The sequence below is a fragment of the Streptomyces albofaciens JCM 4342 genome, assembly GCF_008634025.1.
GTDB lineage: Bacteria > Actinomycetota > Actinomycetes > Streptomycetales > Streptomycetaceae > Streptomyces > Streptomyces albofaciens.
The window spans coordinates 962,482-985,549 of record NZ_PDCM01000002.1; the positions used below are offsets into that span (position 1 = coordinate 962,482).

The window sequence follows — 23,068 nt, forward strand, 5'->3', positions numbered from 1 at the left end:
GATCAGAAGCGAAGTGATGACATGAAACGGCACAAACGGATAGCGGAGCGAACGGCGCGTCCGCACAAAAGGACCCGCCTTTCCAAGCGGAGCGGCGCCCTGATCCTCACGGCGCTGGCCGCGTGCGGCGGTACGGCGGTGATCGCAGCCCAGGCGCTGGCGGGCCCCGGCGGGCGCGGGGCCGACGGCGCGGAGGCCCCGGCGGGCGGCGGCACGGGCACGGTGGCCGGACGGACGATCAGCTGTCCGGACGTGGGGCAGCGGCTGCGCAGCCTGCCGGATGCGGCGGCACCCGAAGTGAACCGCAATCTCGGGCAGTTGGACGCGCAGGTCGCCCAGGCGTTCCGGCGGTGGTCGGCCGATCCCGGTACGCAGGACGAGGTGCTGCGCGGCCTGGCGCGGGACCGCAAGGCCACCATCGGGCGGATCACGGACGCGCTGCGCCGGGCCGGTGAGCGGCCGGACGCGCTCGACCGGCTGAGCGCGTGCCGTACGACGGCGGGGAATTCCACCACCGCGCAGAATGCGCCCCAGGCCGCCCGGGGCGGGAGCGGGAACGGAGACGGGAGCGGGACCGGGACCGGGAACGGCACCGGCACCGGCACCGGCACCGGCACCGGAAACGGGAACGGAAACAGCGCGGACAACGGCCCGTTCCCCGATGACTTCGTCGACATCAGAACCGTACGGCCGAACACGCGCGGCGACGGCCGAGGGGGACGCGGCGCCGGCTCCGGTTCGTTCCGCTCGGAATGCGGGCGCAACGAGAACCGGCACAACAACCCGGACAACCTGATCGTGGCGCCTGGCGTGAGCAACGGCGCCCACCATATGCACGACTACGTCGGCAATCTGGCGACGAACGCGTTCTCCTCCGACCGGGAACTGGCCGGAGCCGGTACGACCTGCGGCAACGGGGACCGGTCCACGTACTACTGGCCGGTGCTGCGGCAACGGGACAACGGGCGGGAACGGGACGCCGACGCGCCCGGTGGCGGACAGGACGGCAATGTCGGCACCATCCTGCGCCCGGCCGAGGTGTCGCTGGAATTCGACGGGACCGGCACGGAAAAGGTCACGGCCATGCCCCGGTTCCTGCGGAACCTCACCGGTGACGCGAAAGCGCTGACGAACGGACCGGCCAACGCGAACGCCTCCTGGAGCTGCACCGGTTTCGAGGACCGGCAGCTGAAGAACAAGTATCCGATCTGCCCCCGGGGCAGCAATGTCGTACGGTCGCTGGCGTTTCCCAGCTGCTGGGACGGGCGCAACATCGACAGCGCCAATCACCGGACGCATGTGGTGTTCCCGGACGGCGACGGACGGTGCCGCGACGGGTTCCGGGCCGTTCCCCGGCTGGTGCAGCGGCTGACCTACGCCGTTCCGACGAACGCGCGGTACGCGGTGGACAGTTTCCCCGACCAGTTGCACAACCCGGTGACGGACCACGGGGACTTCATCAACGTGATGCCGCAGCGGCTGATGCGTACGGCCGTGGACTGCATCAATTCCGGCCGCGACTGCCGGTGAGAGAGGGGAATTCCGGCATGAGGTTCCCCTCCGGCCCGGGGCTGCTCCTTGTCGCGGCAGGCGGCCTGTCCTGCGCGATCGTGGTGACCGGTTACGCGAACGGAGGTCCGGCACCGGCCGCCCCGCGCCCCGCGCACGCGGCCCCCTCCCCCGGCGTGACCGGCCCGCCGGTCTCCCTGGCGCGGATCGCCGCCGCGCTCGGCTGCCGCGCCGAAGTCATCGTCGACGCCCAGGAGATACGCGAGGGCGGCTGCACCACCGGCGCCGGCACGTTCCGCCTGCTGACCTTCAGCAGCGACGCCAAGAAGCGCGCCTGGCTCACCGAGGCGCAGGCGTACGGGGGGACGTATCTCGTCGGCACCCGCTGGTCGGTCACCGGTCCGTCCCGGAGCGCGCTGGCCCCGCTCCGGGCCGCGCTGGGCGGCAGCCTGGAAACGGGCGGCGGGCATGGCCGTCCCTCCGGGCACGACCATGCCCCCTGACATGGGTGATTGTCCCGAAGCCGCCGGAAACGGGCACCACGGTGCCCGTTTTCCGTGTGTGACGGCCCCCAGGCGGTGGTAGTGATCACGGATGCGGACGTATGTTCGCGTCCGTGAACCCCTGCTGCGGTTCCCCCGCACGTCCCCCGCAGCACTCCCATAGCGATCCCTGGAGGCATCCCATGGCATCCCCGCACCCCGTCGCGCCGACCGCGTCCCCGCTTCCGCTGATGCAGTTAGCCACCGGGTTCTGGGCGTTCAAGACGCTGGCCACCGCCGACGAGCTGGGCCTGTTCGGCATGCTCGACCGGCTGGGCGGCGGCACGGTCGAGGAGTGCGCCGAGGAGCTGGAGATCGGCACCCGGCCCGCGGGGATGCTGCTGACCGGCTGCGCGGCCCTGGACCTGCTGGAACGCCGCGGGGACGGCCGCTTCGTCAACTCGGCGCTGGCCGACGCCTATCTGGTGCCGGGGCGCCCGTACCACTTCAGCGGCTGGCTGCGGATGCTGGACCAGCGGCTCTACCCGGGCTGGGGCCGGCTCGGCGAGGCGGTGCGCACCAACCGGCCCACGACCTGGGACCCCGACAAGCAGCTGCACCTGTTCGACACCGAGGACCCGGGGCTGCTGTCCGTCTTCTGGGAGGCGATGCACGCGGTGTCGTCGTGGACCGCGCAGCGGCTCGGCGAGGTGGTGGACCTGACCGCCGGGACGCGGCTGCTGGACGTCGGCGGCGGCTCCGGCGCGTACGCCATCGAGCTGTGCCGGCAGCATCCGGGCCTGAAGGCGACGGTCTACGACTTGCCGAAGGTGTGTCCGGTCGCGGACCGCAACATCGCCGACGCCGGGCTCGCGGACCGGATCGGCACCCACCCCGGCGACTTCCTCGCCGAGCCCGCGCTGCCCGGCGGCCACGATGTGATCGTGCTGTCGATGATCCTGCACGACTGGGACGAGGACACCAACCGCACCCTGCTCGGCAAGTGCTGCGCGGCGCTGCCGCCCGGCGGCACCCTGGTGATCAGCGAGCTGATGGTGGACGACGATCTGACCGGGCCCGCGCCGGCCGCCCTGATGAGCCTGAACATGCTGGTGGAGACCGAGGGCGGCCGTAACTACACGGCGGCGGAGTACAGCTCCTGGCTGCGGGACGCCGGGTTCTCCGAGGTGTGCAAGGTGCCGTTCGAGGCGCCCGGCGCCAACGCGGCCGTCGTCGCCCGCAGGTGACGCCCGGACCGTGATCCTGCGGGCGGGCCGTCCCGCCCCGGTGCGCGCGGACTGCCGGCGGCCCGCGCGCACCCGTGCCTCAGGTGTCCAGCTTCTGCTTGGCGGTCTCCGGCAGGGTCAGGTAGACGACGAAGGAGACCAGGCAGAGCACGGACACGTACCACGGGAACAGGTCCGGGTGCCCGGCCTGCTTGAACCAGGTGCCCACATAGGGCGCGGTGCCGCCGAAGAGCGCCACGGTCAGGGAGTACGGGAAGCCGATGCCGGCGGCCCGTACGCGGGCCGGGAAGACCTCGGCGTTCACGGCGGCGGCCACCGCCGTGTAGCCGGTCAGCAGCACCATGCCCGCGCACTGCACCAGCAGCAGCGACCAGAACGCGTCGGTCACCAGGTGCAGCAGCGGTACGGCCAGCACCGCGAAGCCCAGCGCGAAGCCGAGCAGCAGCGGCTTGCGGCCGATCCGGTCCGAGAGCATGCCGCCGAACGGCTGGAGCACGGTGAAGAAGAGCAGCGACAGGGTGCCCACGGTGAGCGCCTCGCCCTTGTCGAAGCCCGCGTTGACCTGCGCGTACGTGGGCAGGTAGGTGGTCCAGGTGTAGTACGCGAGGGTGCCGCCCGCGGTGATGCCGCAGATCAGCAGGGACTGCCGGGGGTGGCGGCGCAGCGCCTCGAAGAGGCCGGGGCGGGCGGCGGCGCGCTGTTCCGCGCTGCGCGTCTCGCGCGCCCCGCTGCGCACCCACAGGCCGATCAGGCTGAGCACCGCGCCGATCAGGAACACCACGCGCCAGCCCCACTGCCCCATCTGGCCCTCGGTGAGGACGCCCGCCAGCAGGGCGGCGGTGCCGGACGCCAGGAGCTGGCCGGCGGTGGTGGAGACGTACTGGAAGCTGGAGAACAGCCCGCGCCGCCCCGGGCCCGCGGATTCGACGAGGAACGTGGTGGAGGCGGCGAACTCCCCGCCGACCGAGAGCCCCTGGACGAGCCGGGCGACGACGAGCACGACCGGCGCCAGCACGCCGGTGGCCGCGTAGGTGGGGACGACGGCGACGAGCAGGCTGCCGCCGCCCATCAGCAGGATCGTCACGGTCAGCGCGGCGCGGCGGCCCCGGCGGTCGGCGACCGCGCCCATCAGCAGTCCGCCGATCGGGCGCATGAAGAAGCCCACCGCGAAGACCGCGAAGGTGGACAGCAGCGGCACCAGGGAGTTGCCGGTGCCCTTGGGGAAGACCCGGTCGGCGATGTAGACGGCCAGGAAGGAGTACGCGTACCAGTCGTACCACTCCACGGCGTTGCCGACCGACGCCGCGGCCAGCTGCCGCAGCTGCGACACCCGCCGCGGCGCGCCGTCGGGTCCTTGTGCTCTCGTTATGTCCGGGGCCTGCTGCGCACGTGTCATGGTCCTCCGCTCCGGGTCCTTCTCCTCGGCCCGCCGCTGGGGCAGGATGAGCCGACAGGTGATCATGTACCGGTGGGACGGCCCGCCGCCAGCGCTCCCGACGGCCGAAAGGAGATGGCAACGTGCGTGTAGCACTGTTCGTCACCTGCATCAACGACACGCTCCACCCGGACACCGGCCGGGCAGTGATCACGCTGCTGGAACGCCTCGGTGTGGAGGTGGGATTCCCCGAGGAGCAGAGCTGCTGCGGCCAGCCGCAGTTCAACACCGGCTACCGGCACCTGACGGAGCCGCTGGTGCGCCGTTTCGACCGGGCCTTCCGGGACTACGACTACGTGGTCACCCCGTCCGGCTCGTGCGCGGCGATGGTCCGCGACAACTATCCCCGGATCGCGGAGCGGGCCACGGCCGAGGGGCGGGACGGCCGGGAGCTGGCCGAGGCCGCGGCGCGCGCCGTACCGAAGACGTACGAACTGACCGAGTTCCTGGTCGACGTGCTGAAGGTGACGGACGTGGGCGCGTACTACCCGCACACCGTCACCTACCACCCCACCTGCCACGGCCTGCGGATGCTGCGTCTGGGTGACCGGCCGCGGCGGCTGCTGGAACAGGTCAAGGGGCTGGAGCTGCGGGAGCTGCCGGGCGCCGAGGAGTGCTGCGGCTTCGGCGGCACCTTCGCGGTGAAGAACCCGGCGGTGTCGGCCGCGATGGGCGCCGACAAGGTGCGGGCCGTCCGGGAGACGGGCGCGGAGGCGGTCTGCACGGTCGACAACTCCTGTCTGCTGCACATCGGCGGCATGCTCAGGCGGGAGGGCGCGGCGGCCCGGCCCGTGCACATCGCGGAGATCCTGGCCGCCACGGAGCCGGATGCCCGGAAGCCGGCCGGTACGGAAGGGAGCCCGCGGTGAGCGGCACATATCTCGGCATGCCCGCTTTTCCCGCGGCGGCCGCGTCCTCCACGCAGGACACCCGGCTGCGCGCGAACCTGCGGTACGCCACCCACACCATCCGCGACAAGCGCGCCAGGGCGGTCGCCGAGCTGGACGACTGGGCACGGCTGCGGGCCGCGGGCGCCGCCGTCAAGGACCGTACGCTGCGCCATCTCGACCACTACCTGGAACAGCTGGAGGAGGCGGTGACGGCGGCCGGCGGGCAGGTGCACTGGGCGGCGGACGCCGCCGAGGCCAACGCCATCGTCGCCCGGCTGGTGCGGGAAACCGGCGAGCGGGAGGTCGTCAAGGTCAAGTCGATGGCGACGCAGGAGACCGGGCTGAACCGGGCGCTGGCCGAGGCGGGCATCAGCGCGTACGAGACGGACCTCGCGGAGCTGATCGTGCAGCTCGGCGACGATCTGCCGTCGCACATCCTGGTGCCCGCGATCCACCGCAACCGCGGTGAGATCCGGGACATCTTCCGCGAGCGGATGGGCCGTTGGGGCCGCCCGGCGCCCGAGGGGCTGTCCGACGCGCCGAACGAGCTGGCGGAGGCGGCGCGGCTGCACCTGCGCGAGAAGTTCCTGAACGCCAAGGTCGGCATCTCGGGCGCCAACTTCATGGTGGCGGAGACCGGCACGCTCGTCGTCGTGGAGTCCGAGGGCAACGGCCGGATGTGCCTGACCCTGCCGGAGACGCTGATCTCCGTCGTCGGCATCGAGAAGGTGGTGCCCACCTGGCAGGACCTGGAGATCTTCCTCCAGCTGCTGCCCCGCTCCTCGACCGCCGAGCGGATGAACCCGTACACCTCGATGTGGACCGGGACGGCGGACGGGGACGGCCCACGCACCTTCCACCTCGTGCTGCTGGACAACGGGCGCACCGACACCCTCGCCGACACGGTCGGCCGCCAGGCGCTGCGCTGCATCCGCTGCTCGGCCTGCCTGAACGTGTGCCCGGTGTACGAGCGGGCCGGCGGGCACGCGTACGGCTCGGCGTACCCGGGCCCGATCGGCGCGATCCTCACCCCGCAGCTGCGCGGTACGGCGAGCGAGCTGGACGCCTCGCTGCCGTACGCGTCGTCGCTGTGCGGCGCCTGCTACGAGGTGTGCCCGGTGGCCATCGACATCCCGGAGGTGCTGGTGCACCTGCGGGAGCGGGTGGTGCAGGGCGGCAAGGTGACGCGGCGCGGGGTCAAGACCGTGCTCAAGCCCGCCAAGGGACACGCCGCGGAGCGGGCCGCGATGCGCGCGGCGGGGTTCGCCTTCGGCCATCCGGGGGTGCTGCGGGCGGGCCAGCGGCTGGCGGGCCGCACCCGGCGGCTGCATCCGCGCCGGCTGCCGGGCCCGGGGCGCGCCTGGTCGGACACCCGGGACCTGCCGCCGGTGCCGGCCGAGTCGTTCCGCGACTGGTGGCGGCGTACGCGTGGAGAGGAGCGGGGCAAGTGAGCAGCCGGGACGTGGTGCTGGCGCGGGTGCGCCGGGCGCTGGCGGACGTACCGCGCGACGAGGGGCCCGAGGACGTGCCGGTACCGCGCGACTATCTGCGCGCCCATGGTTCCCGTACGGCGGAGGAGCGGGTGGCGCTGTTGGCGGAGAACCTGGCGGAGTACCGGGCGCTGGTGCACCACACCGCAGCGGACGGTCTGACGGCGCTGGTCACGCGCCTGCTGGACGAGCACGGCGCGCGCTCCGTACTCGTACCGTCCGGGCTGGATCCGACGTGGCTGCCGTCCTCCGGTCCCACCCGCGTCGATGACCGGGCGGCGAGCACCACGAGCCGACTCGACACGGTGGACAGCGTCGTCACCGGCTGCGCGGTGGCCATCGCGGAGACCGGCACGATCGTCCTGGACGGCTCGCCCGACCAGGGGCGCCGCCGGATCTCGCTCATCCCCGACCACCACATCTGTGTCGTCCGGGTCCCGGACCAGGTCGTCGACTCGGTGCCGCAGGCGCTCGAACGCCTCGATCCGACGCGGCCGCTGACGTGGGTCTCGGGTCCGTCGGCGACCAGTGACATCGAGCTGGACCGGGTGGAAGGGGTGCACGGGCCGCGGAAGCTGGAGGTCGTGCTGCTCTCGGAGTGAGGCGGGCGCGGCCCGGTGCCGGGGCGCGGGAAGTGGCGTGAAGGGCGTCTTGTGCCGCACCCCTCGCTGTTCGATCCTGACGCTTCCTGTTGCCTTACGTTCGGAGCCGACTCCATGAACGTACGTCGCGTCAACCGCCGGTCCTTCCTCGCCACCGGCGCAGCGCTGGCCGGGTGGGCCGCGTTCTGCGCACAGAAACGGTCCTTCGCCGCCACGGCCGGTGCCGCCGCACCCGGCACCGGGTGGGACGCCGACCCGCGGATCTTCCAGATCAACCGCGAACCGGCCCGCGCCCGCCTGATCCCGTACGGCGACGCCCGGGCCGCACGGGCCGGAGAGTTCCGCGCGTCCCCGTACTACCGCTCCCTCAACGGCAGTTGGCGCTTCCACTGGTCCAGGAACCCCGACGAGCGGCCCCGCGACTTCTTCGCGCCCCGGTACGACGACAGCGGCTGGGACCGCATCACCGTGCCGTCCAACTGGGAGATCGAGGGCTATCCGGAGCCGATCTACCTCAACGTCGAGTACCCGTGGACCGGGTACGAGGACCCGCGGCCGCCGCACGTCCCGCACGGCTTCAACCCGGTCGGCTCCTACCGGCGCGACTTCACCGTCCCCGGGAGCTGGGACGGCCGCCGCACCCTGCTGTCCTTCCAGGGCGTGAAGTCCGCGTTCTTCGTGTGGGTCAACGGCGAGCGGGTCGGCTACAGCGAGGACAGCTACACCCCGGCCGAGTTCGACATCACCGAGCGGCTGCGGCCCGGCACCAACGTGCTGGCCGTCGAGGTGTACCGGTGGTCGGACGGCAGCTGGCTGGAGGACCAGGACATGATCGACCTGTCCGGGATCTTCCGCGACGTGTATCTGTACTCCATCGCCCCGGTGCACCTCCAGGACCTGCACGTACGCACCGCGCTCGACGCCGCGCACCGCGACGCGGAGCTGACCGTGGCCGCGACCGTGCGCGACCGGAGCGGGGCGGCGGCGGGCGGACACCGGCTGAGAGCGGAGCTGTACGACGAGCGGGGGCGGCCCGCGCTGCCCGCCCCGCTGACCGCCGAGGTCCGCTTCGGGGACGGGCCGGAGGCCACGGTCGAGCCGAAGGCCACCGTCCGCGCCCCACGTCTGTGGTCCGCCGAGACCCCGCACCTCTACACGCTCGTGCTGACCCTCACCGATCCGGCGGGCCGCACCGTGGACGTGCAGAGCAGCCGGGTCGGCTTCCGGTCCGTCGCGTACGGGCCCGGCAGGCTCACCGTCAACGGGCGGCCGGTCGTCCTCCGCGGCGTCAACCGGCACGAGACCGACCCCGACCACGGGCAGGCCGTCCCCGAGGAGCGGATGCTCCAGGACATCCGCATCATGAAGCAGCACAACGTCAACGCCGTCCGCACCTCCCACTACCCGGCCGATCCGCGCTGGCTGGAGCTGTGCGACGCGTACGGCCTGTACGTCGTCGGCGAGGCCAACCTGGAGTCGCACGGGGTCCGCGACCACCTGCCCGGGAGCCTGCCGGAGTGGCGGGACGCCTGTCTGGACCGGATGCGCTCCATGGTCGAGCGGGACAAGAACCACCCGTCCGTCATCATCTGGTCGCTGGGCAACGAGGCGGGCCAGGGCAGCACGTTCCGGGCCATGGCGGACTGGACCCACCGCCGCGACCCGTCCAGGCCGGTGCACTACGAGGGCATGAACGCGGTCGCCGACATCGAGAGCCGGATGTACGCCAAGCCGGACGAGGTGGAGCGCTACGGGAAGTCCGGCAACCCCAAGCCGTTCCTGCTGTGCGAATACGCGCACTCCATGGGCAACAGCACCGGCAACTTCCAGGAGTACTGGGACGTCTTCGAGCGCTACCCGAACCTGTACGGCGGCTTCATCTGGGACTTCGTCGACCAGGCCATCCGCCTGCCCGTGCCCGGCGACCCGAAGCGCACCTACCTGTCCTACGGCGGCGACTGGCACCCCGGCTACCCCACCGACTGGAACTTCAGCTGCAACGGCATCGTCTCCGCCGACCGCGTGCCGCACCCGGCCATCCACGAGGTCAAGAAGGTCTACCAGGCCGTCCGGATGGCCGCCGCCGACCTCGCCGCCGGCACGGTACGGATCACCAACCGGCAGCTGTTCGTCGGCCTGGACGGCTACGAGCTGCGCTGGGAGGTCACCCGCGACGGCGAGCGGATCGAGCACGGCACGCTGCCCGCACCGCAGGCCGCGCCCGGTCAGCAGACGACCGTACGGATCCCCTTCACCCGGCCCGCACGGCCCGCCCCCGGAGCCGAGTACTGGCTGAACCTCTCCTTCGTGCTGCGCCACGCGACCTCCTGGGCCGACGCGGGCCACAGCGTCGCCGCCGAACAGCTCGCGCTCCCCTGGCACGCCCCCTCGCCCGCCGAGCCCTCCCCCGCCACGCTGCCGCCGCTGCGCCACACCGAGTCGGACCGGACGGTCACCGTGACCGGGCGCGACCTCGAACTCGTCCTGGACAAGGCGAGCGGCACCCTGTCGGCCTACCGCCACCGCGGGCGGGCGCTGCTGACCGCCGGCCCCGTGCCCAACTTCTGGCGCGGGCCCACGGACAACGACATCGGCCGCGACGCGCACAAGACGCTGCGCACCTGGCGCGAGGCGGGCGCCCGGCGCACCGTGACGCGGGTGAGGACCGCGCGGCCGTCCGCCTCGGAGGTGACCATCGAGGTCACGGCCACGCTGCCCACCCGGCCCACCGCTTCCCGCTGGGACACCGTCTTCACCGTGCGCGGTGACGGCGAGGTACGGGTACGGCACACGCTCACACCGGGCCACGGGCTGCCCGACCTGCCGATGGTGGGCGCGCTGCTGACCGTACCGGCCGGGCTGGAGACCCTGAGCTGGTACGGGCGGGGGCCGCACGAGAACTACTGGGACCGGCGCACGGCGGCGTTCGTCGGCCGCTACCGCAGCAGCGTGGACGCCCAGTTCGGCCCGTACGTCCGGCCGCAGCAGACCGGCAACGTGACCGATGTGCGCAGCGCCTCGCTGACCGGCCGCGACGGTACGGGGCTGACCGTGCGCGCGGAGCCGGGCGACGGCGCGCCGCTGCTGGAGCTGAGCGCCCTGCACTACGCGCCGTCCGACCTGGAGAGCGAGCGGCACGAGCACCCGTACCAGCTGAAGCGGCGCCCGGAGACGGTGCTCGGCGTCAACCACCGGCAGACGGGTGTCGGCGGGAACGACTCGTGGGGCGCGCCGCCGCTGGACAAGTACGTGCTACGGGCCGACCGGACCTACAGCTACGCGTACCGGCTGCGGCCGGCGTGAGGCGGTGCGAGCGGTGCCCCCGTGCCGCCACGGCGGGGGCGCCTACTCGTACATCACGTACTCGGGCTGCGGGCGCAGGGCCAGGACCTCCTCGTGGGTCATCAGGCGGCTGCCCTTGGGGTCCTCGTCGTAGAAGAGCTTGAAGCCGGTGTGCATCCCCCGGGGCAGGTCTTCGACCAGGTGGTTCCAGGTCTCCCGCTTCAGGTCCGGCGAGCCGATGCCGTCGGCGCACTTGACGGCGGCGACGCCGGGCTGCGGCCGGAACGCGTGCTGGTCCCGGACCACCGAGGAGGCCACCTGGTGGAAGACGAAGGGCTTCTCCGGCAGGTCGTGCTCGCGGACCAGGCCGGAGAGGTAGCGGGCGATCTCGGTGAGTTCCCGGCCGCTGGTGCTCCCGTAGGTGTCGCCGGGCGTCTCGTCGGGGCCCATCTCCCATTCCGGGTCCAGGGCGATGCCCACATCCGGGTGCACCAGCCATTCGCGCAGCGCCTCGACCTCGCCCAGGGCCGGGGCGCGGCCCGGCTGGATGTTCAGGAGCAGCAGCGCGCGGTGCTTGCGTGCGGCCGCGTGGAAGCGGCGGACGGTGTCGGCGTCGGTTCGGGAACGGTAGGTGCCGTCGGGACCCGCCTCCGCGTTGGCGACCGTGGCCAGCAGTTCCAGGACGGGCAGCGGTTCGCGGTCGCCGGCGTAGGTGTGGGCCAGTTTCTCGATCTCCCGGGCACGTTCGTCCAGGTCACCGGTGCCGAGGCGGCCGAGGGCCGCGAATCCGGGCAGGCCGCAGAAGCCGGCGAGCCGGTGACGGGGGAACAGCTGCCGGCCGCCGCGCGGCAGCTGGGGCCGCTTCCTGGTGGCCTTGGGCGAGGTGCCGGGCGTGGCTCCGGCGGTACGGGGCGGTGCCGCGCCGGGCGGTGACGCGTCGCCGTCCGCCTTTCCGGCGCACGCGGTGAGGAGGCCGAGACCGGCCGCCGCGGTGGCGGCCAGGACGCCGCGGCGGTCCGGCCGGCGCACCGCGTGCCCGCTCGGTCCCGTCGTGCCGGTGGGTGCGCTGTCGACCACGTCGCCTCCGTGAGTGCGTAGGGGTGGGTGCTGTGGGGTGAGGTGGGTGCGCCGTGCGCCTTGCCGGGTGTGATCGAGTGAAACTCCACTCGGCACGCTCTCCGCCTTATCACGATCAAGATTCCGCCAACTTCGACCGGCCGGGTGGCACCGCGCCTCTCACCCGCTCGCCATCCCCGGCTCCCGCCTTCGGACGCAGGGTGACCCTGGCGTTGGTAGGCATCCGCTGCGTACGCAGCCCAAGGGGCTGGGTGGCCGGGCGCCCGCTCAGCAGACTCGTGGGCACCGCAACCACGGAAGAGAGCGAGCGAGCGTCATGAACGACACCACCGGGTGGCAGGCAGGCTGGAGCACCGCCGTCCAGCGCCCCAGCAGCGGCTTCGACAAGAACTGGGCCGAGGAGGGATTCGCCGGTCAGACGGTGCGTCAGGTCGTCCGGGTCACCGGCTCCGGCACCGCGGCCCGGGTGAAGTTCTCCAACCGCTACGGCACGGCCCCTCTGGAGATCACCGGCGCCGCCCTCGCCCGTACGGACCGGGGCGCGGCCGTCCGGCCGGGCACCACACGCCGCCTGACCTTCGCGGGCGCCGAGACCGTCCGTGTCCCGGCAGGCGGTGAGATCTGGAGCGACGCGGCCGAGCTGCCCGTGGCCCCCTTCGACAAGCTGACGGTGAGCCTGTACTTCGCGCGGCCGACCGGCCCCGCGACCTTCCACGCCCAGGCGTTCACCACCGCGTACCGCGCCGCCGGCGACCAGTTGTCCGCCGCCGACCCGGCGGTCTTCAGCGAGACCACGGTTTCCTGGTACTTCCTCGCCGACGTGCAACTGGCCGGCGGCCCGGCCCGCCGGGACACCGTGGTGACGTTCGGCGACTCGATCACCGACGGCTTCTCCTCCACCACCGACACCGACCGCCGCTATGCGGACGCCCTCGCCGAACGCCTGGCGGAGGCCGGTCTGGCACGCCCCGTGCTCAACTCCGGAATCGGCGGAAATCTGCTGCTCAGCGACGCACCCTGGTTCGGCGAACGGTCCGTCGCGCGCTTCCGGCGGGACGTCCTGGACAAGCCCGGGGTGCGGACCGTCATCGTGCTCGCCGGCCTCAACGACATCGGCTTCAGCGAGGTGGACCCGGCCGCGTACCCGACGTACCGGCCGAATCCGGAGCAGTCCGCCGAGGCGGTCATCGCCGGCTACCGCGACCTGATCGCCCAGGCCCGCACGGCGGGAGTACGGATCATCGGCGGCACGCTCCTGCCCTTCGAGGGCGCCGAGTACCACACTCCCGCTTCCGAGGCCAAGCGCCAGGAGGTCAACGCGTGGATACGCGACTCCGGCGCCTTCGACGCGGTGGCCGACTTCGCCACGGCCCTCGCCGACCCGTCGAACCCGTACGCCCTCCTGCCCGCGTACGACAGCGGCGACCGCAAGCATCCGAACGACGCGGGGTACCGGGCGATGGCGGGGGCGGTGGATCCGGGGGCGCTGTGAGCGCTGGTGCCGGCCTACAGGCGCTCGACGACCCGGAACCGTTCCGTCACGACCAGCGTGTCGTCGTCCACCCTGAATTCCGGGTCGCCCAGGGCCTCGCGCATGTCCGGGCCGTGCCAGAAGGTCTCGTGGTCGGCCCGCCAGTCGGCCAGCGTCCGGTGGCCCTCGCCCTCGTCGACGGCGTGTCGCAGGTCCACGTCGGCCAGGCGCAGCACCCGTACCTCCGTCACCTCGATGACGGCCACGGGGCGGCCGTCGGAGTCCGGTACCTGGTAGCGCTCGCCTGCCTGCGGGAGGGGGTCGCCCTCGTGTTCGTAGTCGGCCAGCAGGCCCGTGGTGGTGGTCTTGGCGCCGGAGAGGACGGCGGCCACGAGCCGGTCCCGCAGGGGGCCCGGGAAGGCGAACTCGAAGGCGGGAAGCTGCTCTTGAGGAGGCATGCGGGTCAGATTAGAGGGGTGCGCGCTCCCGGGGTCAGGGGCGGGACGCGGCGCGGGCCGTGTGGAGGGCCCAGGCCACCATGGGGAGTTGGAGCGGGAGGCGGCCGTAGGCGATGGCCCGCAGGGGCACGGGGCGGTGGCGCCAGTCGCGGGCCATCTTGATGTTGGCGGGGAAGACGGCGGCGAACAGACCGGCGGCGGCCAGCGCGCCGGCCCGGCGGGTGCGCGGCAGGGCCACCGCGGCGGCGACCGCCAGTTCCGCGGCGCCGCTGGCGTACGTCCAGGTGCGCGGGGAGCCGGGCAGCGCGCGCGGCACGATCGCGTCGAACGGCTTGGGGGCGAGGAAGTGGAGCGCCCCCATGCCACCGAGCATCCGGGCCATCGTCAGGGCGGAACGGTCCGTCGAGCGGTTCGCGGAACGGTCGGTGGTGCGGTCGGCGGCTGCCACGGGCGCTCCCGAGGTCGGTCCGGTGCGGTCGGAGCCGACCTTACCCGTGGGTCAGGTCGGCGGACAGGGGCTGATCGCCGTTGGGGGCGAGGTGTGCGTCACGCCGTACGAGGGCCGCGTACCGGCCGTCGGCGGCGAGGAGTTCGCCGTGGGTGCCGCGTTCGGCGATGCGGCCCGCGTCGAGGACGACGATCTGGTCGGCGTCGCGGACGGTGGACAGGCGGTGCGCGATGGTGATCGTCGTACGGCCCTTGGAGAGCGCGTCCATGGCCTGCTGCACCGCGTGTTCCGTACGGGTGTCCAGCGCGCTGGTGGCCTCGTCGAGGACGAGGACGGGCGGGTCGCGCAGGATCGTGCGGGCGATGGCGAGCCGCTGCTTCTCGCCGCCGGAGAAGCGGTGGCCGCGTTCGCCCACGAGGGTGTCGTAGCCGTCCGGCAGGGCCGCGATGTGGTCGTGGATCTGGGCCGCGCGGGCGGCGGCCTCCAGTTCGTCGTCGGTGGCGTCCGGCTTGGCGAAGCGGAGGTTGTCGGCGACGGAGGCGTGGAAGAGGTACGTCTCCTGGGAGACCACGCCGACCGCGCGGGCGAGGGAGTCGAAGTCCAGGTCGCGTACGTCGACGCCGTCCAGGGTGACACGGCCGGCCGTCACGTCGTACAGCCGCGGCACCAGGTAGCTGAGGGTGCTCTTGCCGCTGCCGGTCGCCCCGACGACGGCGAGGCTGGTGCCGGCCGGGACGGTCAGGTCGATGTCGCGCAGGGTGGCGCGGGCGGGTGCCTCGCCCGGTGTACCGGCCGCGTTCTCACCGCTGTCGTACGAGAACGTCACGCCCTCGAAGCGGATCTCGCCGCGCGGCTCGGCCAGGCGTACCGGGTGTGCCGGTTCGGTGATGGTCACCGGCAGGTCGAGGTATTCGAAGATGCGCTGGAAGAGCGCGATCGAGGTCTGCATCTGCACGCCGGTGGACAGCAGCGAGACGGTGGGACGCAGCAGGCCCTGCTGGAGCGTGACGAAGGCGACGAGGGTGCCGAGGGAGAACGCGGGGCCGCCGATCTGGAGGACGAGCCCGGCCGACCAGTAGATGAGGGCGGGCATGGCGGCCATGACGATGCCGATGGTGGCCATCCGCCAGCGTCCGGCCATGTTGGCGCGGACCTCCAGGCCGACCAGCCGCTCAGACTCGATGGCGAAGCTCTTGGTGAGCGAGTCGGCGCGGCCCATGGTGCGGCCGAGCAGGATGCCGCTGACCGACAGCGACTCGGTGACCATGGCGGACATCGCGGCCATCTGCTTCTGCCGGGCCGTGGTGATCTTCTTGCGCTCGTTGCCGACCCGGCGGCTGATCCACACGAAGAGCGGGAGCAGCAGCAGGGAGACCAGGGTCAGCCGCCAGTCGAGGGCGATCATGGCGACGATGGTGGCGACCACCGAGGTCAGGTTGGAGACCAGGGAGGTGGCGGTGGAGGTGACGGTGGCCTGCATGCCGCCGATGTCGTTGGCGATGCGGGACTGCACCTCGCCGGTGCGGGTGCGGGTGAAGAACGCCAGCGGCATGCGCTGGAGCTTGGCGTAGACGGCGGTGCGCAGGTCGTGCATGACGCGCTGCCCGACCGTGGTCGATATCAGCGTCTGCAGGACGCCGAAGACGCTGGTCAGCACGGCGGTGGTGATCATGCCGACGGCGAGCAGGGTCAGCAGGCCGGTGCGGCGCTCGGGGATCGCCACGTCCAGGACGGCGCGGAGCAGGAACGGGGAGGCGACCGAGACCAGCGAGGAGGCGGCCACCAGCAGGCCCACCGTGGCCAGCCGGCCGCGGTAGGGGCGGAAGAGGGCGAGGATGCGCCGCACCTGGGCCGGCTGGGCCGGGTCCCGGGGCGGCGGGGTCCACTCGGGTACGTCGGGGCGCATGGCTCCTTCGGATGAGGTGTCGGAAGCGGTACGGGGTCGTAGATGTGACGGCGATCTTGATCTTGATCGTCGGAAGCGGCACGGGCACGCGGCAGCCGAGCATAGTTCATTGTTACCTATATTCACAATGAACTAGGTCCTGATATCCTCCGGCCATGCCCTCCCCCGACCCCGCCGCCACCGAACCCGACCTGGCGGAACAGCTGGTGCGCCTCACCCGCCGCATGCACCGCGCGCAGCAGCGGCACATGGAAGACCTCGACATCGCCCTGACCCCCGCGCAGACCCGGCTGCTGCGCATCGTGGACCACTACCGCGACCAGGCGCCGCCCCGCATGGCCGACCTGGCCGCGCGCCTGGAGGTCGTGCCGCGGGCGGTGACCACGCTGGTCGACGCGCTGGAGGCGAAGGACGCGGTGCGCCGGGTGCCGGACCCCGCCAACCGCCGGGTCGTACGGATCGAGCTGACCGACACCGGCCGTTCGACGCTGCGCGCGTTGCGCGGCGCGCGCCGGGCCGCCGCACGGGACATCCTGGCCCCACTGACCGCCGAGGAGCGGGACGTGCTCGGCGGCCTGTTGTCCACCCTCGTCGACGGGGCGGCCACCCACTGCTGAAACACTGGCCGGGGTGGCCGCTGCGGACGCCGGAGCGGCCGTCCGAGCGAGCCGAGCGGACCGGAGGTACGTCGTCATGCCCCTGCTGGAACCGAAGCCCGCGGCCCTGCGTCCGGCCGCCACCGAGGGCCCGTACCACGACCGGGTGACGGACCGGCAGGCGTCCGGCACGCCGGAGCGGCTGCGCGACGACCTGGTGGCGCTGCTCGGCCCGGACAAGGTGCTGCACACCGTCTCCGACCTGGTCCGGTACGCCTCCGACGCCAGCCCCTACCGCTTCCTGCCACAGGTCGTCGTGCTGGCCGAGGACGTCGACGACGTGTCCGCGGTCTTCTCCTACGCGCACGGCAAGGGCCGTCATGTCGTCTTCCGGGCCGCCGGGACCTCGCTCAACGGACAGGCGCAGGGCGAGGACATCCTCGTGGACGTGCGCCGGCACTGGGCGGGCGTCGAGGTGCTGGACGACGGCGCCCGCGCCCGCGTCCGGCCCGGCACCACGGTCGTACGGGCCAACGCCGCGCTCGCCCGGCACGGCAGGCTGCTCGGCCCGGACCCGGCCAGCGCCATCGCCTGCACGCTGGGCGGCGTGGTGGCCAACAACGCGTCCGGCATGACGGCGGGCACCACCCGCAACTCGTACCGGACGCTGGCCTCGGTCACCCTCGTGCTGCCCTCCGGGACGATCGTGGACACCGGCGACCCGGCCGCGGACGGGGAACTGGCGCGTGCCGAACCCGAACTGTGCCGCGGGCTGCTGGCGCTGAAGGCGGAGATCGAGGCGGACCCGGAGCTGGTGGCCCGGATCCGCGCCAAGTACGAGATCAAGAACACCAACGGCTACCGGCTGGACGCTTTCCTGGACGGCGCGACACCGGCCGAGATCCTGCGCGGGCTGGCGGTGGGTTCCGAGGGCACCCTCGCCTTCATCGCGGAGACCGTCTTCGAGACGCTGCCGCTGAACCGGTACACCTCCACCGCCCTGCTGTTCTTCCCGTCGCTGAGCGCCGCCGCGGCGGCCGTACCGCTGTTCAACGAGGCGGGCGCGATCGCCGTCGAGCTGATGGACGGCAACACGCTGCGCGCCTCGGTGAGCGTGCCCGGGGTGCCGGCCGACTGGGCGGAGCTGCCGAAGACGACCACCGCGCTGCTGGTCGAGTTCCGCGCGCCCGACGAGGCCGCGCGCGACGCCCGGGAGGAGGCCGCGCGGAAGGTGCTGGCGGGGCTGGAACTGGTCACCCCGGTCGCCTCCGTCACCAACGAATTCACCCGCGACCCCGCGCTCATCGCCGGGTACTGGAAGGCCCGCAAGGCGTTCGTCACCGCGGTCGGCGGCTCCCGCCCGTCCGGTACGACGCTGATCACCGAGGACTTCGCCGTACCGCCGTCCCGGCTCGCCGAGGCCTGCACGGCGCTGCTGGAGCTCCAGGACCGGCACGGCTTCGACGCGGCGGTGGCGGGCCACGCCGCCCACGGCAACCTGCACTTCCTGCTCGCCTTCGACGCCGCCCGGCCCGCCGACGTGAAGCGCTACGCCGCCTTCATGGACGAGTTCTGCGCGCTGACCGTCGAGCGCTTCGACGGCTCGCTGAAGGCCGAGCACGCCACCGGCCGCAACATCGCGCCGTTCCTGGAGCTGGAGTGGGGCCCGCGCGCCACGGAACTGATGTGGCGTATCAAGCGGACCCTGGACCCGCACGGCATCCTGGCCCCGCGCGTCCTGCTCGACCGCGACCCGAAGGCGCACCTGCGCGGCCTGAAGACCATTCCGCAGGTCGAGGCGGTCGCCGACCCGTGCATCGAGTGCGGCTTCTGCGAACCGACCTGCCCCAGCCAGGACCTGACCACCACACCGCGCCAGCGCATCGTGCTGCGCCGCGAGATGATGCGCCAGCCCCCGAGGTCGCCGGTCACCGGCGCCCTGCTGGACGCCTACGGCTACGACGCGGTGGACACCTGCGCGGGCGACTCGACCTGCAAGCTGGCCTGCCCCGTCGGCATCGACACCGGCGTGCTGATGAAGGAGTTCCGGCACCGGCGCCACTCCCCCGCCGAGGAACGCGCCGCGGCCCTGACGGCCCGGCACTTCAAAGCGGTGGAGCGGTCGGCGCGGCTGGCGGTGGCCGCCGCCGCGAAGATCGGCGACCGGATCGGGGAAGGGCCGGCCGACCGGCTGCTGAAGTCCCTGACGGGCGCCGCGCGCAAGGCGGTACGGCCCGATCTGGTACCGGAATGGCTGCCGCAGATCCCCGGCGCCGCAGCCCGCAAGCTGCCCGCCACCCGGCGGGTGGGAGCCGGCGCGGTCTACTACCCGGCCTGCGTCAACCGCATCTTCGGGGAACCGGACGGCTTCGACGGGCCCTCCCTGCCCGAGGCGGTCGTGGCGGTGTCCGCGCGCGCGGGAAAGCCGGTGTGGATCCCCTCCGATGTGCAGGGCACCTGCTGCGCCACCATCTGGCACTCCAAGGGCTACGACGAGGGCAACGCGGTGATGGCCAACCGCATCGTGGAAGCGGCCTGGGGCTGGACCGCGGGCGGACGGCTGCCGCTGGTCGTGGACGCGTCCTCGTGCACCCTGGGCATCGCCCACGAGGTCGTGCCGTACCTGACCCCCGGCAACCGGGAGCTGCACGCGGAACTGACCGTCGTGGACTCGGTGGTCTGGGCGGCCGAGGAACTGCTGCCGCGCCTGGAGATCCGTCGTACGGTCGGCTCCGCCGTACTCCACCCGACCTGCTCCATGCGGCACCTGGGCGACGAGGCACAGCTGCGCGCCGTCGCCGAAGCGTGCGCGACGGAGGTGGTCGTCCCGGACGACGCGGGCTGCTGCGCCTTCGCGGGCGACCGCGGCATGCTGCACAAGGAACTGACCGAGGCGGCAACCGCGAAGGAGGCCGCGGAGGTGACGTCCCGCCCCTTCGACGCGCACCTGTCGGCGAACCGGATGTGCGAGGTGGGCATGGACCACGCGACGGGCGGCCGGGGCTATCACTCGGTGCTGCTGGCGCTGGAAAAGGCTACGCGGCCGGGGGTGGGACGACCCGGGTCGGGACGGCCGGGGGTGGGACGGCCGGGAGTGGGACGACCGGGGGCGTGAGGCCAGGGGCGTGAGGCCAGGGGCGTGAGGCCAGGGGCGTGAGGGCCCACAGCGGCGGCTGCGCGGGTCCTGGCGTAGGCCCTGTACGGAGCCGGGCGTGAAGCCCTGCGCGGAGCCCTGCATGGGTCCTGGCGTGGCCCCTGCGCGGATCCTGGCGTGAGCCCTGCGTGAAGACCTGCGTGTGCGCTGCGCGAAGACTTGCATGAGCCCTGCACGGAGCCCTGGGTGTGCCCTGCGCGGAGGCCTGGGTATGCCCTGTGTGGAGGCCTGGGTATGCCCTGCGTGAGCCCTGCACGAAGCCCTGCGTGAGCATCTACGGGGCGAATCGAACGCCCTCGTCCCCCCAGCGGGGGGATACCCGGGCGCGGGCTGCGCGAATCAGATCGGGCCGCGGCCGCCCGAGCGGAGGCGTTCCGTCCGGGCGGCCCTCTTGTGCCCCGTGCCGCTCACCCGCCAAGGTCCTCTGCGAGGTTCACGCTTCCGCCACGCACCATCCGTTCCTTTGGAGGACCGATGAACGAGGCACCATCGCAGCGCCACGAGCCCCACGAGCACGACGGCCAGGAGGAGGGCCCCGGGCACGACGGGCCGAGACCCAGCAGGCGTTCCGTCCTGTGGACCGCCGGGGCGGCGGGGGCCGGCCTCGGTATCGCCGGGCTGGGCAGCGGCAGCGCCGCGGCGGCCGGGACCGGACAGGCGGCCGGAGCGGCGGCGGCAGCCTGGGAAGCGGCGGCTCCGCGGCGCAAGCACAAAACCATGATCGGCGTACCGTTCGAGCGGCGCAGCACGGTACGGGTCGGCATCATCGGCCTGGGCAACCGCGGTATGGGCATGCTGCCGCTGTACCTCGACATCCCGGGCGTACGGGTCGTGGCGGTCTGCGACCCGGTCAAGGACAAGGCGGCCAAGGCCGTCCGGCTGGTCACCGGCGCCGGACAGCCGGCACCCGCCGTCTACAGCAAGGGCGACCACGACTTCGAGAACCTCGTCGAGCGCGGCGACCTCGACTTCGTGTACATCGCCACCCCGTGGGACTGGCACTTCGAGATGGCCAAGGCGGCGCTGCTGGCCGGCAAGCACGTCGGCGTGGAGTGCCCGGCCGCCATGCGCATGGACCACCTCTGGGATCTGGTCGACCTCTCCGAGCGCACCCGCCGGCACTGCATGCAGGTGGAGAACTGCTGCTACGGCCGCAACGAGATGCGCGTCCTGCGGATGGCGCACGCGGGCCTTTTCGGCAAGCTGCTGCACGCCGCCGGCGCGTACAACCACGACCTGCGCCAGCTGATGTTCGACCCGACGTATTACGAAGGCCCGTGGCGGCGGCTGTGGCACACCCGGCTGCGCGGTGACCTCTACCCGACCCACGGCTTCGGTCCGATAGCCAACTACATGGACATCAACCGCGGCGACCGGGTGGTACGTATGTCCAGCTACGGCACGCCCGCGCTGGGGCTCGCCGAGTACCGCGCGGCGCACATGCCGCCGGGCGACCCGAGCTGGAAGGAGTCGTACATCGAGAGCGACCGCACCTTCAGCCTCCTGCAGACCGCCAAGGGCCGGGTGCTGCGGCTGGAGCACGACGTGTCCACGCCCCACCCGTACAGCCGCATCAACAGCCTCGGCGGCACCAAGGGCGTCTTCGAGGACTACCCGGAGCGGATCTACATCGAGCCCGACCAGAGCAACGACCAGTGGGGCGACTTCGGCCAGTACGCGGAGTGGGACCACTGGCTGTGGAAGGAGCACGCCAACCCGCCCGGCGGCCACGGCGGCATGGACTACATCATGCTGTTCCGGATCATGCAGTGCTTCCAGCTCGGGCTGGTGCCGGACTTCGACGTCTACGACGCGGCCACCTGGAGCGCGCCGGTGATGCTGAGCCACGCCTCGATCAAGGCGGAGGGCGAGCCGCAGGAGTTCCCGGACTTCACCCGGGGTCTGTGGCGCAAGCCGCGGCAGGGGGTGGACTCCCCCAGGCCGAAGGCGTGACGGAGCGGGGCCGGGCGGACGCGCGGACGCGCCCGGCCCCCGCACCGCTCCGGCGGCGCGGTGCCGCCCGGGCCACTCGGAAGCACCGTCCGGAAGCGCCGCTCAGGCCGCCAGGTGACCGGTGTCGCCCATGACCACCACGGGGTGCTGCCGCGGGTCGAGGGTGCGCAACAGCGTGACCAGGCCCGCCTTGGAGATGCTGACGCAGCCGGACGTACCGCTGCCGTGGTCCAGGTGGAGCCAGATGCCACCGCCCTTCTTCTGTCCCTGCGGCCGGGTCGGGTCCAGGGGTGAGGTGCCCTTGACGCGGTTGTAGTCGACCGCGATGACGTGGTCGAAGTCGTGCCGGGTCTTCTTCTCCCAGTACGGGGGTGGGGTGAAGGCCGCCGAGTGGGTGTACGGCAGCTTCGCGCCCGGGTCGGGCAGCACGCCGCCCGCGTCGGTGAGGCTGTAGACGCCGACCGGACTGCGCAGATCGTCCTCGTGGTGGTCGGTGGTCCAGCCCTTCCTGCCGTTGTGCGCGGGCCAATCGGCCGTACGGTGCCACCCCTTGGCCGTCTTCGTGTACAGGGCGAGCGTGGCGTCGGGCGAGTCGGCGCCCTTTCCGTACACGGCGACGACCTGCCGTGTGTCGGCGGGGATGCGCGCTCTGAGCCGCCCGCCCACCCCGGGGATGTCCTTCGGGTACGCGGCGGCCTCGGCCTTGCGCCCGCCCTCGCCCTTCCCTTCACCGTCCGTCGATCCGCCGCCTGTGCCGCAGCCTGCCAGCAGGGCCAGCCCTGCTGCCGCCACCGCGGCCTTCCGTACCATGCAGCCCGCAGTTCGCATGATGCCCATGGTGGCACCCGGGCGGCGGTCACGGGCCCGACCGACATGGCCTGTTGGGGGCGCTCTCGCGGAAAACCTGTTGAATCAGGGCGCCGTGCCGCGCCAGTCTTCCATGGCCCTCCCACGGCGCGCCCCGCCCGCTGTCCGCGCGCGGCCCCGCCGCGGCACGACGACGCGGGCCGGCCACCGGCTCCCGGCCCAGCCCGACGCCCGTACACCCGAAGCGCCGCATGTCGGCCC

At 72.7% G+C, this 23,068-nt stretch carries 17 protein-coding genes; 11 read left to right on the top strand and 6 right to left on the bottom strand.

Features of this window, described 5'->3' with window-relative positions; all coding sequences use genetic code 11:
* The first annotated feature begins 21 nt into the window (after nt 1-21).
* The 3 genes from CP973_RS24610 to CP973_RS24620 all read left to right on the top strand — a co-directional run bounded on the left by CP973_RS24610 (nt 22) and on the right by CP973_RS24620 (nt 3,238).
* Complete coding sequence (locus CP973_RS24610) at nt 22-1,530, top strand: DUF1996 domain-containing protein (RefSeq protein WP_150245247.1); 1,509 nt, start codon at nt 22-24, stop codon at nt 1,528-1,530.
* Between the two features lie 17 nt (nt 1,531-1,547).
* Nucleotides 1,548-2,012 carry a hypothetical protein gene (locus tag CP973_RS24615; protein WP_150245250.1) on the top strand — a complete coding sequence of 155 codons (465 nt, stop codon included), beginning with the start codon at nt 1,548-1,550 and terminating at the stop codon, nt 2,010-2,012.
* A gap of 230 nt (nt 2,013-2,242) precedes the next feature.
* Nucleotides 2,243-3,238, top strand: a complete 996-nt coding sequence (locus CP973_RS24620) for a methyltransferase (protein ID WP_167538507.1) — start codon at nt 2,243-2,245, stop codon at nt 3,236-3,238.
* 79 nt (nt 3,239-3,317) lie between these two features.
* Here the strand turns inward: CP973_RS24620 and CP973_RS24625 are convergent, their stop codons facing one another.
* Nucleotides 3,318-4,634, bottom strand: coding sequence for an MFS transporter (locus CP973_RS24625; RefSeq protein WP_150250188.1), 1,317 nt, complete (start codon nt 4,632-4,634; stop codon nt 3,318-3,320).
* A gap of 122 nt (nt 4,635-4,756) precedes the next feature.
* Between CP973_RS24625 and CP973_RS24630 the strand changes: the two genes are divergently transcribed.
* From CP973_RS24630 to lacZ, 4 genes are all read left to right on the top strand, one after another.
* A complete protein-coding gene (locus CP973_RS24630) occupies nt 4,757-5,542 on the top strand; it encodes a (Fe-S)-binding protein (protein ID WP_150245256.1) in 786 nt (261 codons plus the stop codon).
* Nucleotides 5,539-7,014 (top strand): lactate utilization protein B, encoded by a 1,476-nt coding sequence (locus CP973_RS24635; RefSeq protein WP_150245259.1) that lies wholly within the window; start codon nt 5,539-5,541, stop codon nt 7,012-7,014. Before CP973_RS24630 ends, CP973_RS24635 begins: the two co-directional genes overlap by 4 nt.
* A complete protein-coding gene (locus CP973_RS24640; protein ID WP_150245262.1) occupies nt 7,011-7,655 on the top strand; it encodes a LutC/YkgG family protein in 645 nt (214 codons plus the stop codon). The genes CP973_RS24635 and CP973_RS24640 overlap by 4 nt, the downstream gene beginning before the upstream one ends.
* Nucleotides 7,656-7,769: 114 nt before the next feature.
* A complete protein-coding gene (lacZ, locus tag CP973_RS24645) occupies nt 7,770-10,958 on the top strand; it encodes a beta-galactosidase, LacZ type (protein ID WP_150245265.1) in 3,189 nt (1,062 codons plus the stop codon).
* 42 nt (nt 10,959-11,000) lie between these two features.
* Here lacZ and CP973_RS24650 read toward each other — a convergent pair whose 3' ends face one another.
* Nucleotides 11,001-12,014 (bottom strand): hypothetical protein, encoded by a 1,014-nt coding sequence (locus CP973_RS24650; protein ID WP_244409985.1) that lies wholly within the window; start codon nt 12,012-12,014, stop codon nt 11,001-11,003.
* Nucleotides 12,015-12,330: 316 nt separating this feature from the next.
* Here CP973_RS24650 and CP973_RS24655 point away from each other — a divergent pair, with 316 nt between their 5' ends.
* Nucleotides 12,331-13,506, top strand: a complete 1,176-nt coding sequence (locus tag CP973_RS24655; RefSeq protein WP_150245268.1) for an SGNH/GDSL hydrolase family protein — start codon at nt 12,331-12,333, stop codon at nt 13,504-13,506.
* Nucleotides 13,507-13,520: 14 nt separating this feature from the next.
* Here the strand turns inward: CP973_RS24655 and CP973_RS24660 are convergent, their stop codons facing one another.
* Genes CP973_RS24660 through CP973_RS24670 form a run of 3 tightly spaced genes read right to left on the bottom strand, consistent with a single transcriptional unit; the run spans nt 13,521 to nt 16,297 of the window.
* Nucleotides 13,521-13,943, bottom strand: coding sequence for an ASCH domain-containing protein (locus tag CP973_RS24660; protein WP_150245271.1), 423 nt, complete (start codon nt 13,941-13,943; stop codon nt 13,521-13,523).
* Nucleotides 13,944-13,977: 34 nt separating this feature from the next.
* Entirely contained in the window at nt 13,978-14,391 is a 414-nt protein-coding gene (locus tag CP973_RS24665) for a DoxX family protein (protein WP_425282018.1), read from the bottom strand.
* 40 nt (nt 14,392-14,431) lie between these two features.
* The gene (locus CP973_RS24670) at nt 14,432-16,297 is read right to left on the bottom strand and encodes an ABC transporter ATP-binding protein (RefSeq protein ID WP_150245274.1); all 1,866 of its coding nucleotides are present in this window, start codon (nt 16,295-16,297) and stop codon (nt 14,432-14,434) included.
* A gap of 155 nt (nt 16,298-16,452) precedes the next feature.
* On the opposite strand from CP973_RS24670, the gene CP973_RS24675 reads away from it, so the two are divergent.
* The 3 genes from CP973_RS24675 to CP973_RS24685 all read left to right on the top strand — a co-directional run bounded on the left by CP973_RS24675 (nt 16,453) and on the right by CP973_RS24685 (nt 22,000).
* A complete protein-coding gene (locus tag CP973_RS24675; RefSeq protein WP_150245277.1) occupies nt 16,453-16,914 on the top strand; it encodes a MarR family winged helix-turn-helix transcriptional regulator in 462 nt (153 codons plus the stop codon).
* Between the two features lie 76 nt (nt 16,915-16,990).
* Nucleotides 16,991-20,008, top strand: coding sequence for an FAD-binding and (Fe-S)-binding domain-containing protein (locus tag CP973_RS24680; protein WP_150245280.1), 3,018 nt, complete (start codon nt 16,991-16,993; stop codon nt 20,006-20,008).
* 513 nt (nt 20,009-20,521) lie between these two features.
* The gene (locus tag CP973_RS24685; protein WP_150245284.1) at nt 20,522-22,000 is read left to right on the top strand and encodes a Gfo/Idh/MocA family protein; all 1,479 of its coding nucleotides are present in this window, start codon (nt 20,522-20,524) and stop codon (nt 21,998-22,000) included.
* A 102-nt stretch (nt 22,001-22,102) separates the two neighbouring features.
* Here CP973_RS24685 and CP973_RS24690 read toward each other — a convergent pair whose 3' ends face one another.
* A complete protein-coding gene (locus CP973_RS24690; RefSeq protein WP_425282019.1) occupies nt 22,103-22,837 on the bottom strand; it encodes a L,D-transpeptidase family protein in 735 nt (244 codons plus the stop codon).
* Nucleotides 22,838-23,068: the final 231 nt, after the last annotated feature.